This window comes from Aminobacter ciceronei, from assembly GCF_014138625.1.
GTDB classification, from domain to species: domain Bacteria; phylum Pseudomonadota; class Alphaproteobacteria; order Rhizobiales; family Rhizobiaceae; genus Aminobacter; species Aminobacter ciceronei.
Genome location: NZ_JACJHY010000005.1, coordinates 201,928 through 213,886, shown reverse-complemented (window position 1 = coordinate 213,886; position 11,959 = coordinate 201,928). Strand labels below are relative to the sequence as shown.

At 64.1% G+C, this 11,959-nt stretch carries 11 protein-coding genes; 5 read left to right on the top strand and 6 right to left on the bottom strand.

Annotation, left to right across the window (positions count from 1 at the left end; all coding sequences use genetic code 11):
• The 5 genes from HNQ95_RS07850 to HNQ95_RS07830 form a co-directional block, all read right to left on the bottom strand.
• Nucleotides 1–227 (bottom strand): alcohol dehydrogenase catalytic domain-containing protein (locus HNQ95_RS07850; protein WP_182585778.1); only part of this gene is annotated, 227 nt, incomplete at its 3' end.
• 68 nt (nt 228–295) lie between these two features.
• Complete coding sequence (locus HNQ95_RS07845) at nt 296–943, bottom strand: glutathione S-transferase family protein (protein ID WP_067957496.1); 648 nt, start codon at nt 941–943, stop codon at nt 296–298.
• Nucleotides 944–952: 9 nt separating this feature from the next.
• Nucleotides 953–2,719, bottom strand: a complete 1,767-nt coding sequence (locus HNQ95_RS07840) for a Rieske 2Fe-2S domain-containing protein (protein WP_182573812.1) — start codon at nt 2,717–2,719, stop codon at nt 953–955.
• Between the two features lie 41 nt (nt 2,720–2,760).
• The gene (locus HNQ95_RS07835) at nt 2,761–3,666 is read right to left on the bottom strand and encodes an aromatic ring-hydroxylating oxygenase subunit alpha (RefSeq protein ID WP_067957489.1); all 906 of its coding nucleotides are present in this window, start codon (nt 3,664–3,666) and stop codon (nt 2,761–2,763) included.
• 27 nt (nt 3,667–3,693) lie between these two features.
• A complete protein-coding gene (locus HNQ95_RS07830) occupies nt 3,694–4,560 on the bottom strand; it encodes an aromatic ring-hydroxylating oxygenase subunit alpha (protein WP_182573811.1) in 867 nt (288 codons plus the stop codon).
• A gap of 244 nt (nt 4,561–4,804) precedes the next feature.
• Between HNQ95_RS07830 and HNQ95_RS07825 the strand changes: the two genes are divergently transcribed.
• The 5 genes from HNQ95_RS07825 (at nt 4,805) to HNQ95_RS07805 (ending at nt 10,424) form a co-directional block, all read left to right on the top strand.
• Nucleotides 4,805–5,575: a GntR family transcriptional regulator gene (locus HNQ95_RS07825; RefSeq protein WP_067957483.1), complete on the top strand. Its 771-nt coding sequence runs from the start codon at nt 4,805–4,807 to the stop codon at nt 5,573–5,575.
• A gap of 46 nt (nt 5,576–5,621) precedes the next feature.
• A complete protein-coding gene (locus tag HNQ95_RS07820; RefSeq protein WP_182573810.1) occupies nt 5,622–6,716 on the top strand; it encodes a BMP family ABC transporter substrate-binding protein in 1,095 nt (364 codons plus the stop codon).
• A gap of 195 nt (nt 6,717–6,911) precedes the next feature.
• Nucleotides 6,912–8,453 carry an ABC transporter ATP-binding protein gene (locus HNQ95_RS07815; RefSeq protein WP_182573809.1) on the top strand — a complete coding sequence of 514 codons (1,542 nt, stop codon included), beginning with the start codon at nt 6,912–6,914 and terminating at the stop codon, nt 8,451–8,453.
• Complete coding sequence (locus HNQ95_RS07810; protein ID WP_154385634.1) at nt 8,437–9,504, top strand: ABC transporter permease; 1,068 nt, start codon at nt 8,437–8,439, stop codon at nt 9,502–9,504. Before HNQ95_RS07815 ends, HNQ95_RS07810 begins: the two co-directional genes overlap by 17 nt.
• A complete protein-coding gene (locus HNQ95_RS07805; RefSeq protein ID WP_083948481.1) occupies nt 9,504–10,424 on the top strand; it encodes an ABC transporter permease in 921 nt (306 codons plus the stop codon). The genes HNQ95_RS07810 and HNQ95_RS07805 overlap by 1 nt, the downstream gene beginning before the upstream one ends.
• Nucleotides 10,425–10,457: 33 nt before the next feature.
• On the opposite strand, the gene HNQ95_RS07800 is transcribed toward HNQ95_RS07805, so the two are convergent.
• Nucleotides 10,458–11,930: a M81 family metallopeptidase gene (locus HNQ95_RS07800; protein ID WP_182573808.1), complete on the bottom strand. Its 1,473-nt coding sequence runs from the start codon at nt 11,928–11,930 to the stop codon at nt 10,458–10,460.
• Nucleotides 11,931–11,959 lie beyond the last annotated feature (29 nt).

Below are 11,959 nucleotides of genomic sequence, written 5' to 3'. Positions count from 1 at the left end.
GTGACACCCTTGCCGACATCGACGACGACGCCGGCACCCTCATGGCCGAGAATGGCCGGGAAGATGCCTTCGGGATCGGCGCCCGACAGCGTGAATTCGTCGGTGTGGCAGATGCCGGTCGCCTTGATCTCGACCAGCACCTCGCCCTCGCGCGGCCCCTCGAGGTCCACCTCCATGATCTCGAGCGGCTTTCCGGCTCCAACGGCAACGGCGGCGCGGGTTTTCATTTTCTTCTCACTCCCAAATCTGGATTGTCAGCCGTGCATGTCACCGGCTTGAATGTTGTCTTCTGACTTCAGGCCGCCTTGGCAGGCCCTGCGGGGAACACGCCGGACATGACCGTGAAGCCCTTGATGCGTTTGACCCGATCGCACCAGCGGCGGATCGCCGGATAGTCCTGTCTTGAAATGCCGCCCTCTTCCGACAGCATGATGTAGGGGAAGCAGGCGATGTCGGCGATCGTCGGGTGTGACGCCGAGCAGATCCAGTCGCGCCCCTCCTGCTCGCCGAACCACAGATGCTCATCGAGAATGCGGAACAGCCGGTGCGCGCCAGTGCGGGCCGCCTCGACGTCGAAGTCGTAGAACAGAGCGTCGTGCAGGCGGGCGGCGGATGCGGTGGCGGTGATGCCGTCGGCAAAGGCCAGCCACTGGCTGACCTCGCCGAGCAGGGCGGGATTGTCGCGCGGGTACCAGGTTCCCGCCGCGTCATATTTCGAGGCGAGGTAGACGAGGATCGCCTGGGCGTCGCGCAGGATAAGCCCGTCGTCGTCGATGACAGGCAGCTGGCCGAGCGGATTGATCCTGAGGAACCAGTCCGACTTGTGCTCGCGCCCGGGGTAGAAATCGACCGGCACCGTCTTCCAGTCGACGCCGAGCATGCTCATCAAAAGGCGCAGCTTGTAGCAGTTGCCCGACAGTTCGTAGTCGTAGAGCGTGATCATCAAAAACTCCTAGAGGTCGAGCACAAGCCGCGCCGACTTGGCACGCGACACGCAGGTCATGATCTTGGTGCCGGACTTGCGCTCGGCATCGTTGAGATAGACGTCCTGGTGGTCGGGCTCGCCTTCGATGACGGTGGCGAGGCAGGTGCCGCAGGCGCCCTGCTCGCAGGAAGACGGCATGTCGATGCCGGCGTCGCGCATCACCTCGAGGATCGTCTTGCCGGCGGGCACCGTCAGCGTCATGCAGGAGCGCGCCAGCGCCACCTCGAAACTGGTGCTGTCGTCGATGACATTGGTGTTCTTGAAGTATTCGAAATGCACCGCCGTTTCGGGCCAGCCCATCTCAGCCGCGATATGACGCGCCGCCTCCAGCATCGGGCCGGGACCGCAGAGATAGACATGCTTGTCGGGACCGTAGCCGCTGAGGATCTCGCGCAGCTTGGCGCCGGTCTGGTCTGGCGAAAGGCCGAGATGCGGCTTGAGCGAGGCGCCGAGCGTGCTGGTCTTCTCCGGGAAGGCAAGCTGCGCTTCGTTCTGGGCAAAGTAGTGCAGCTCATGCACCAGGTTCTGGTTGTTGAGCGCCTGGGCCATGGCGAGCAACGGCGTGATGCCGATACCGCCGGCGATGAAGATGGTCTTCACCGAGTCGCGGCGCAGCGGGAAATTGTTGCGCGGCTCGGAAATCGCCAGCACGTCGCCTTCGCGCACTGTCTCGTGCAGGCAGGTCGACCCGCCCTTGGAATCGCGCTCCAGCTTGACGCCGATGACGTAGCTGTCGCTTTCGCCCGGGCCGTTGGTGATCGAATATTGCCGGATCAGCCCATTGGGCAGGTGCACGTCGATATGGGCGCCGGGCTGGAAGGTCGGCAGCAGGCCCTTGATCGGGCGAAGCTCGAAGCCGGCGATACCATCGGCTGCCAGCCACTTCCTGGCGACCTCGACACGGATCGTCGCTTTGCGGCCGTGTTTGCTCTCCTCGGGCATCTCGGCGAGTTCGGGCGAGACACGCTCGATCACCGGCTCCAGCGGCGCCGGTGCCGGCTCGCGCGCCGCCTCGGCCTCGACCGCCAGACGCAGCCTGGAGAGCAGCTCATTGTGATGGCGCAGCACGGCAAGGCGCGCAGCGCCTTCGACCTGCCCGTCGAGCACGCCACGGATCACCGAGCGATTGGAATCGACCGGCTGGACGAAAAACACGGCCAGCGTGGTGGCATCAGCCTCGCTCGAACGCAGCACCACCGAAAAGGTGCTTGCAGCTTCGACCGCGACCTTGGCGGCGGAGCCGTCGATCCTGCCGCTCGGCTGGAAGCGGTAGCCCTTCAGCCTGGCGGCGACCACGTCGGCCGGCGCATTGACCGGGATGCCGCGCAGCGCCAGCAGCCGACCCTCGGCGAGCCCTGCCACCTCCGGCACTTCGCCCTGCGGTTCTTCCGCCGACCAGACGAGACCGTAACGCTCGATGGCGGCAAAGGTGCGGTTGGTGATGGTGCGAGCCGGTGCGTCGGCCGGGTGCGCCGGGATGTAGGTGCAGCCGGCCGTGCGGTTCGAGTAGCGCCAACCATGGTACTGGCACTTCAGCTCGCGGCCATCATTGATGCCGATCGACAGGCGGACGCCGCGATGCAGGCAGCGGTTTTCCCAGATGTTGACGTATCCATCATCGGCACGCCAGACGGCGAACTCGCGGCCGAGCAGCTGGCCGTGGAAAACATGACGCAACGGAAGGTCGTGCGCCGCGGCGATGGGATGCCATCTGGATTTGGCTAGGTCGAGCATATGGTCCTCGCTAAGATCTTTTCGTTGGCGCCCTCAGGCGCTCAGGTGGCGGCCGGGATGACCCCGTAGGTCACGCCCTTCTGGCTCAGCCACCGGCGATAGGCGATCGCCGACTTGTCGGCACGGATTGGTGTTTCGGCGCGCGGATCGAGCGGCAGGCGCTTCGGGAACTGGTTTTCCAGAATCGGCTTGTCCTGCCCGAAGATGGTCTGCTGGAAGCGCTTGATGACCTTGTCCTCATTGTCTTCGTCCAGCACGCACAGCAGCATGTGGGCGCGGACATGCTCCTGGTCGATAGGCTGCAGGAAGACGGCGATGACATCGAGGCGGCTCTCGTCGAGCGGGCTCGACTTGTAGAGCACCGAGCAATAGGGATGCGGCACGCGGTAGATGTAGTCGACGTCGGCGCCGCCGTCCGAGGCCGTCGATGCCATCGGCTGGAAGAAGCGGCAGCGTGTCGCCAGGATTTCGTCGCGATCGACGGAAATCTCGACATCGTATTCCTTCACTTCCGTGTGCGGTTCGGCGCCGAGGATATCGGTGTGGACATAGGGGAAGTGGCCCATATCGAGAAAGTTCTCGATCGCCCGCGGCGCCGAGACATTGACGCCAAAAGTGGCGGCGTTGAGCTTGCGGCGATCGACCTCGTCAAACTCCGGAATCGGGAACAAGTCGGCCGGCGGGTTGCCGAGCGAGGTCCAGATGTAGCCATAGGCGAGCTTCAGCGGCAGCTTGCCGGAAATGACGGCAATATCGACAGGGCTGCCCTCGGCGAGATCGGCGCGATCGCGCCAGACAGCCGCATTTCCCTCACCGTCAATGGCAAAGCTGAGACGCTCCTCGAGCAGCACCGTGTCGACGACGACACCAGCTGCCACTTCCGACAGGGCGGCCAGCGGGTGCCAGAGGTCGAGGATCACCTGATCCGTGCATCGCGTCTTGGTCATATGCATATCCTTCACAAAGGGTGCGGATCACATCCGCGCCGGTATTGCGCCGTAAGTGACCGGTTTGTCGCGCAGCCAGCGCCGGTACAGCACGGCGACGGCATCGGCCCGGATGGGCGTTTCAGCGCGAGGGTCGAGTGGCAGGCGCCTGGGCACCTGGTTCTCCAGGATCGGCTTGTCCTGGGCGAAGATCAGCTGCATGAAGCTGCGAATGCCAGCCTCGTCGATCCCATCCTTGAGGTAGGCAAGGAAGGGATGGGCAACACAATTGTCCTCATCGACCGGCTGGACGAACAGGGTGATGACGTCGAGCCGATCCTTCTGCACCGGATTGCTCTTGTAGAGCGCCACCGTGTAGGGCCGGGTCACCTTGTAGATGTAGTCGACGACAAAACCTCCCTTGGCCGTCGGCGAAGCCACCGGCTGGTAGAACTTGCATTCGGTCGCGACCAGCTCGTCGGCGGCCGTCAGCTCGACCTTGTAGGGCGCGACCTCCGTATGTGGCTCGTCGCCGAGCCAGCCGGTGTGAACGAAGGGGAAATGGCCCATGTCGAGAAAGTTCTCGACCATCCTCAAGCCCGACACCTTGACCGCGATCGAGCCACCGGTGACGAGATACCGATCGCCTTCCTCGGCCTCCGGCACAAAAACGATGTCGCGCTCCGGCTTGCCGAGGCAGGCCCAGAGGAAACCGTAGCGCTTGGTCGAAGTGACCAGGGCGCCGGTGTCGTCGCGGACGACTTCCTTGTTGTAGCGCCCGCGGCAATGGATGGTGATGTCGACGCCCAGCAGACGGGTGTGAAACGGCGCGCCGACCGACAGGTTGGCGAGGTCCGCAACCACATGCCAATCGTTAAGCAGGACTCTGTCGCTACAAAGGGCTGCTGTGCTCATCGCACCCTCCCTGTTGGCTAGCACTTCCCCGTGAACCTAGCTCTGTTATGTCCTCATTGGAAACACAGGATTGGATATCAATCAATAAGAAATTGCATGCCGATGTGAGAATTTTGGTTGACAGGCGCCAGCGATTGAATACCGATATGGAAACCGTAACCCCGGATATGCGACGCCGCCGGCGTGGCGCGAACCCGGGCTGGCCGTCAAGCAAGCCAAAGGCGCTGGCGGGAAGGAGAACGCCATGAGCAACCGCTCGCAGGCCATTGCCGACATACTGACGCGGGCGATCCTCGATCACCGCCTCGTGCCCGGCTGCAAGCTTGGCGAGCGCGAGCTGTCGGAGGTCTTCGACGTCAGCCGCATCGTCATCCGCCAGTCGCTGATCCGCCTTGCCGACGACGGCCTTGCCCAAATCGAGCGCAACCGCGGCGCCTTCGTCGCCCGTCCCAGCATGCAGGACGCGATGGAGATCTATGACGCGCTGACCCTTGTCGAACAGGGCGTCGCCGCCCAGCTGAGCGACCGTCTCGGGCCTGCCGGCTGGGCCGAACTGCGCCAGCATGTCGAGCGCCAGCGCAAGGCCGTGGCTTCAGGCAACGACGCACTCGCCGACGTGCTCGGCCAGGAGTTCCACACCGTCTTCGTGCGCCTAAGCCGCAACAAGGTGATGCAGGAAATTCACGCCCAGCTGGTCCGCCGCACCACCTTGCTGCGTTCGCTGATCACCGCCGACTTCGACTATTGCAACCTGCTTGACGACCACGCCAAGCTCATCGAACTTCTCGAAAAGGGCCGGCTCAAGCCGGCAATGGAGCTGATCGACGCGCACCACCGCTCCGTCGTGCGCGGTTACATCATGGACCGCCAGGTCTTTCCCGAGCTGACGCCACGCGAAGCGCTCGAACCCTATCTCGACGGCAAGGCAGGCGAGCCGCCGAAACCGGCACCAAGAAAGAAGGCAGGAGAGAATGGCGGGGCACGGACGCACACCCATGTCCACGTCGTAAAATAGACCCGGCACAAAGCCGGGCGCATCCAACCAACAGAGGGTTACCACCATGTTCAATCTGACCAGACGGCAATTTCTGCAATATTCCGGTGCCGCGGGCGCGGCACTCGGCACCAGCGGCCTTGCCGGCATCGCCAGCGCCCAGGAGCCGCTCAAGATCGGCGTCGTCTACGTCTCGCCGATCGCCGACATCGGCTGGACCAAGCAGCACAGCCTTGGCGTCGATGCCATCAAGGCCGAGTTCGGCGACAAGGTGGCGCTCACCGTCATCGACAACATCTTCATGCCGCAGGACGCCGAACGCGTCTTCCGCGAGCTCGCCGCTTCCGGCAACCAACTGATCTTCGGCACCTCCTTCTCGCATGGCACGCCGATGCAGAAGGTGGCGCCGCGCTTCCCGAAGGTCGCCTTCGAGCATTGCTCCGGTATCGTCCACCTCGCCAATCTCGGCACCTTCGAGGCCAAGTATTACGAAGGCACTTTCGTTGCCGGTGCCGCCGGCGCGCATATGAGCAAGAATGGCAAGATCGGCTTCATCGGCGGCTTTCCGATCCCCGACATCGTCGGCCCGGCCAACGCGCTTCTGCTCGGCGCCCAGAGCGTCAATCCCGAGGCCACCTGCAACGCCATCTTCCTCAATTCCTGGTTCGATCCGGGCAAGGAAAAGGAAGCCGCCAACACGCTTTTGTCGCAGGGCTGCGACATCATCTGCTCGATGACCGATACCGCCACCGGCGTGCAGGTTGCCGGCGAAGGCGGCGCATGGTCGATTGGTTACGCCAGCGACATGGCCAAGTTCGGCTCGGGCAAGCAGCTCACCGCCTTCACCCTCGACTGGTCGAGCGACTATGTCGGCGCCGCCAAGGGCGTTGCCGCGGGCACCTGGAAGCCCGAGGCGCGCTGGGACGGCCTGGCCGGTGGCGTCGTCAAGATGGCGCCTTACAATGAGGCGATCCCGGCCGACGTGATCACCAAGCTCAAGCAGCTCGAGGCGGACATCGGCTCCGGCAAGATCCACCCCTATGCCGGCGAACTCAAGGACCAGGACGGCAACGTCAAGGTCGCGGCCGGCAGCGTGCTGGCCGATGCCGACATCCGCGGCATGAACTGGTTCGTCAAGGGAATGATCGGCAAGCTCGCCTGATCCTCCCTCGCAACCGCTAGCAATTCCACCGGGGCGCTACAGCGCCTGGTGTCCAGTTGGACACGCAAAGGACGCTGTAGCGCTTAAAACGGGTGCACGATCCTTCCCGAAAATCGGTTCCGATTTTCGGGGTCATGCACCGCCCCGGTTGGTCTATGGCTGCGCACCGTCCAACCCTCACGGCAGGACCCGGCTATGCCCCCACGCCTCGAATTGCGCAACATCACCAAAAGTTATCCCGGCATCATCGCCAATGACGACATCTCGATGTCGATCATGCCAGGCGAAATCCACGCCGTGCTCGGCGAAAACGGCGCCGGCAAATCGACCCTGATGAAGATCATCTACGGCGCCGCCCAGGCGGATTCCGGCGAGATCTTCTGCGACGGCAAGCCCATTGCCGCGCACACCCCGGCGACCTCGCGCGCGCTCGGCATCGAAATGGTCTACCAGCATTTCGCGCTGTTTGAATCGGTCACCGTGGTCGAGAACATCGCACTTGCGGTGTCGAGCAGCTTCGACCTCGACACGCTGGCGCGCCAGATCACTGAACTGTCGAACCGCTACGGCATGCCGATCGACCCCTATCGCCGCGTCCACGACCTGTCCGTCGGCGAGCGCCAGCGCGTCGAGATCGTGCGCTGCCTGCTGCAGGCGCCGAAGCTTTTGATCCTCGACGAGCCGACCTCGGTGCTGACGCCGCAGGCCGTCGTCAAGCTGTTCGAGACGCTGCGCCAGCTCGCCGCCGAAGGCTGTTCGATCGTCTACATCAGCCACAAGCTCGATGAAGTGCAGGAGCTCTGCGACACCGCGACAGTGCTGCGCAACGGCAAGGTCACCGGCACCGCAAGACCCAAGGAAAGCACCTCGGCGCAACTTGCGCGGCTGATGGTCGGCGCCGAGCTGCCCGAAATGCACGTCTCACCCTCGGTGCCGAGCGACAAACCGGTGATCGAGGTGCGCGGGCTCACCGCCCCTGCCCGCGACAAATACGGCGTCGAACTCAAGAACGTCTCCTTCGAGGTACGCGGTGGCGAGATCGTCGGGCTTGCCGGCGTCTCCGGCAACGGCCAGGCCGAGCTGATCTCGCTGCTCAGCGGCGAACGGACACATGCCAATGCGCTGTCGATCCAGATCGGCGGCAAGGCTGCGGCCCATCTCAACGCCAGCGAAAGGCGCAAACTCGGCATGGCCTTCGTGCCGGAAGAGCGGCTTGGCCGCGGCGCGGTGCCGCCGCACGCGCTGTGGCAGAACGCCGTGCTGACGGCCCACCGCTCCGGCCTGGTGCGCAACGGTCTCGTCGACCGCAAGCAGGCAAACAGCTTCGCCGCCAAGATCATCGAGCGTTTCAAGGTCAAGGCCAACGGCCCGCAGTCGAGCGCCCAGAGCCTGTCGGGCGGCAACCTGCAGAAATTCATCGTCGGCCGCGAGATCGCGCTCGAACCGAAGCTGTTCCTGGTGGCGCAGCCGACCTGGGGTGTCGACGTCGGCGCCGCCGCCTTCATCCGCCAGACGCTTGTCGATCTGAGCCGGTCGGGCGCGGCCGTGCTGGTGATTTCGGAGGAGCTCGACGAACTGTTCGAGATCTGCGACCGGCTGCTTGTCATCTGCCAGGGCCAGGTCTCGCCGCCACTGATCAGGACAAAAACCAACCGCGAGGAAATCGGCCTGCTGATGACAAGGGTCGACCGCGGCAACGGCACCAATGGGAGAGGCGAAGTTGCGATTCAGGATTGAACAAAGACCGGAACCATCCGCCAGGATGCGGGTGGCGGCGCCGGTCATCGCGACCGTGCTCACCCTTCTCGTCGGCTCGCTTTTGTTTGCCGTGCTCGGCTACGACCCGCTGGCGACATTGCAAGCCTTCTTCATCACCCCGCTCAATTCGCTGAACGGGCTGTCCGAGTGGCTGCTCAAGGCGTCGCCGCTCATCCTCATCGCCTGCGGCCTTGCCGTCGGCTTCCGCGCCAATGTCTGGAACATCGGCGCCGAGGGCCAGTTGATCATCGGCGCCCTCGCCGCCTGCGGCGTGGGCTTGTTCTACCCCAATCCCGACAGCTGGCTGCTGCTGCCGCTGATGTTCTTCGCCGGCGCCATCGCCGGCATGGCCTGGGCCGCCATCCCCGCCTTCCTCAGGGCGCGGATGAACACCAACGAAATCCTGGTCACGCTGATGCTGACCTATATCGCGACGCTCTTGTTGTCGTGGCTGGTGCACGGCCCCTGGCGCGACCCGGCCGGCTTCAACTATCCGCAGACGGCCCTGCTGTCGGCGGCGGCGATGTTCGAGCCTTTCGACTATGCCTACCGGCTCAACGCCTCGGTGTTCATCACCGTGGTCGCAGTGTTCCTGATGTGGCTGTTCACTGACCGCAGCTTCCTTGGCTACAAGATGTCGGTCTCGGGCGCAGCCCCTCTGGCAGCACGCTACGCCGGCTTCCGCGAATCCGCTGCCGTGTGGACCGGTTTGCTTGCCGGTGGCGCTGCCGCTGGCATCGCCGGCATGGCCGAGGTCTCCGGCCCGCTCGGACAGCTGTCGCCGCAAATCTCGCCCGGCTATGGTTTCGCGGCGATCATCGTCGCCTTCATCGGCCGTCTTAACGCTTTTGGCATCGTGCTGGGCGGATTGCTGATGTCGCTCTTGTTCCTCGGCGGCGAAGCAGTGCAAATGAACCTCGGCCTGTCGGCTGCGCTCACCCGCATCTTCCAAGGCATATTGCTGTTCTTCTTGCTTGCCGCTGACTTCTTCATCTTCTACCGGCTTCGCCGCATTCCGGAGCATGCCTGATGGACTTGTTCATTGCCATCTTCACCGGCACCATCATTGCCGCAACACCATTGATCTTTGCAGCGCTCGGCGAACTCGTCGTCGAGAAATCGGGCGTCCTCAACCTCGGCATCGAAGGCATGATGCTGATGGGTGCCGCCTTCGCCTTCTGGGCCATCGTCGCCGGGCTGCCGATGCCGGTCGCCATCCTGGCCGGCGCGCTTGCAGGGGCCGCCGCATCGCTGCTGTTCGGCGTGCTGGCGCTGACCTTCCTGACCAACCAGTATGCCGCCGGCCTGGCGCTCGCCATCTTCGGCTCGGGCGTGTCGGCATTTCTCGGTCGCAATTTCGGCTCGGCGCCGATCGACGCACTGAAGAAGATCTACATCCCCTATCTCTCCGACATTCCGGTGATCGGGCCGATGCTGTTCCGCTTCGACCCGATGGTCTATTTCGCCATCATCATGTTCTTCGTCATCAGTTGGTTCCTGTACCGCACCAAGGGCGGGCTGGTGCTGCGCACCATCGGCGAGTCACCCGAGACGGCGCATGCCATCGGCTATCCGGTGATCAGGATCCGCTATCTCGCCGTGCTGTTCGGCGGGCTGATGGCCGGACTTGCCGGCGCCTATCTGTCGGTTGCCTACACCCCACTCTGGGTCGAGAACATGACCGCCGGCAAGGGCTGGATCTCGCTGGCGCTGGTTGTCTTCGCGACATGGCGACCACTGCGCGTGCTGCTCGGCGCCTGGCTGTTCGGCGGCATGACCATCCTGCAGCTGCAGGGCCAGGCGCTTGGTATCGCGGTGCCTTCGGAACTGCTCTCCGCCCTGCCTTATCTGGCAACGATCGTGGTGCTGGTCATCATCTCGCAGAACCGCCAGATGCTGGCGCTGCACTTCCCGGCCTCGCTCGCCAAGCCGTTCCGGCCAGCGACCTGACGAAACGACAGGCGGGGCTAAACGCCCCGCCGCTCACGCCCAGGGATCGCTCACCCGGGGCCAGATCGGACGGACAAGCTTGGTGTAATTGGTCACGCGCGGATTGCTCGGATAGGAGCTCGGCGCGTCGACATAGACGATCTCGGCCGCCACCGGCGCGAAACCGGCATAGAAATGGTTGGTCGACTTGACGAGCAAAATGTCCTTGTCCGCAGGATCAACGCCGAGATTTGAGAAAATGTCGGGTTCGAAAGTCTGGGTGCGGTTGGTGTTGAGGATGACGTCGACCTCGGTGCCCACGATCCGCACGAGAGCCGTCAGCCCAAGCGTGACGCGGCTCGGCCCGAAACTCTGCCAGCCTTCCTCGACCGTCTTCAGCACCTGAACCCTGGCGTCGATCGGCTCGCCGGCCTGCGGGCCTGCCTTGCCGCCGAAGCGCAGGTCGATGATGGCGCCTTCGCCGGCGGCATGGCAGAAGGTCACCGCGATCGGATCCCAGATGGTGGCGACGCCAACCTTGTCGAGGCCACGCTCCAGCATCCGGCGCAGAACGAAGGTGCCGTCGCCGGCAACGCCGCCGCCCGGATTGTCCCAGACGTCGGCAATGACGGCAGGCTTGGTCGGGTTGGCCTTGCGCGCGGCCAGCGCCCGGTCGATGCCGGCGTTAGTGTCGAGCATCTCCATCGCCGTCTTTTCGCGCATTGCATAGAGTTCGCGGCCGAGCTTTTCGGCCAGCGCATCGCCCTTGGCCTTGTCATTGTCGGTGACGACCACGATGCGCGAACCCATCTCCGGCACGTCGGAGCCCATGAAACCATGGATAACCGACACCGACAGGATGCCGTCCTTGCCGTGCAGCGCCTTGATGCGGTCGACGAAGGAGCGCATCGGCTCGCGGCTGGTCGGCAACACCGTGATCATGCGGCAGTCGAAGGTCGAGATGACTGGCTTGATCTCGCCGCGCGCAGCGGCCAGTCCAAGCTCGACGACATGTTCGCCGCGCTCATAGAAATCGGTATGCGGGAACTCGAGGAAGGCCGCGAGCACGTTGCAGGCGGCGACGCGTTTCGGCGTCAGATGGCTGTGCGGATCGAACTCGGAAGCAACAACGACGTCGGGCCCGACGATGTCACGGACCCGGGCGAGCAGGTCGCCTTCGCAGTCGTCATAACCCTGCGCCACCATGGCGCCGTGCAGGCCGAGGATGACGGCATCGACAGGCATGGCACTCCGGAGCTGGTCGAGGATCTCGTCGCGCAGCGCCTCGAAGGTCTGGCGCTGCACCAGTCCGCCCGGCTCGGCCCAGGTCGCCGTGCCCTCGATGACGGTCAGGCGATCGGCCTCGGCGCGACGGCGCAGCGCCACGATCGGCGACGAGCACAAGGTCGGCGTCTCCGGATGCTGGCCCGGTCCGGCATAGAACGCCATCTCGAACGATGCACGGTCTGTCGGCACCGGCGAGAAGGTATTGGTTTCTGTCGCCAGCGAGGCGGTGAAGATGCGCATCTTGGGTTCGTTTCTTTGTTGTCGGGAGG

What these genes read in the sequence shown, in the direction of transcription:
- HNQ95_RS07845 (WP_067957496.1), bottom strand. Translation starts at nt 943, where the DNA reads ATGATCACGCTCTACGACTACGAACTGTCGGGCAACTGCTACAAGCTG.
- HNQ95_RS07840 (WP_182573812.1), bottom strand. Translation starts at nt 2,719, where the DNA reads ATGCTCGACCTAGCCAAATCCAGATGGCATCCCATCGCCGCGGCGCAC.
- HNQ95_RS07835 (WP_067957489.1), bottom strand. Translation starts at nt 3,666, where the DNA reads ATGACCAAGACGCGATGCACGGATCAGGTGATCCTCGACCTCTGGCAC.
- HNQ95_RS07830 (WP_182573811.1), bottom strand. Translation starts at nt 4,560, where the DNA reads ATGAGCACAGCAGCCCTTTGTAGCGACAGAGTCCTGCTTAACGATTGG.
- HNQ95_RS07825 (WP_067957483.1), top strand. Translation starts at nt 4,805, where the DNA reads ATGAGCAACCGCTCGCAGGCCATTGCCGACATACTGACGCGGGCGATC.
- HNQ95_RS07820 (WP_182573810.1), top strand. Translation starts at nt 5,622, where the DNA reads ATGTTCAATCTGACCAGACGGCAATTTCTGCAATATTCCGGTGCCGCG.
- HNQ95_RS07815 (WP_182573809.1), top strand. Translation starts at nt 6,912, where the DNA reads ATGCCCCCACGCCTCGAATTGCGCAACATCACCAAAAGTTATCCCGGC.
- HNQ95_RS07805 (WP_083948481.1), top strand. Translation starts at nt 9,504, where the DNA reads ATGGACTTGTTCATTGCCATCTTCACCGGCACCATCATTGCCGCAACA.
- HNQ95_RS07800 (WP_182573808.1), bottom strand. Translation starts at nt 11,930, where the DNA reads ATGCGCATCTTCACCGCCTCGCTGGCGACAGAAACCAATACCTTCTCG.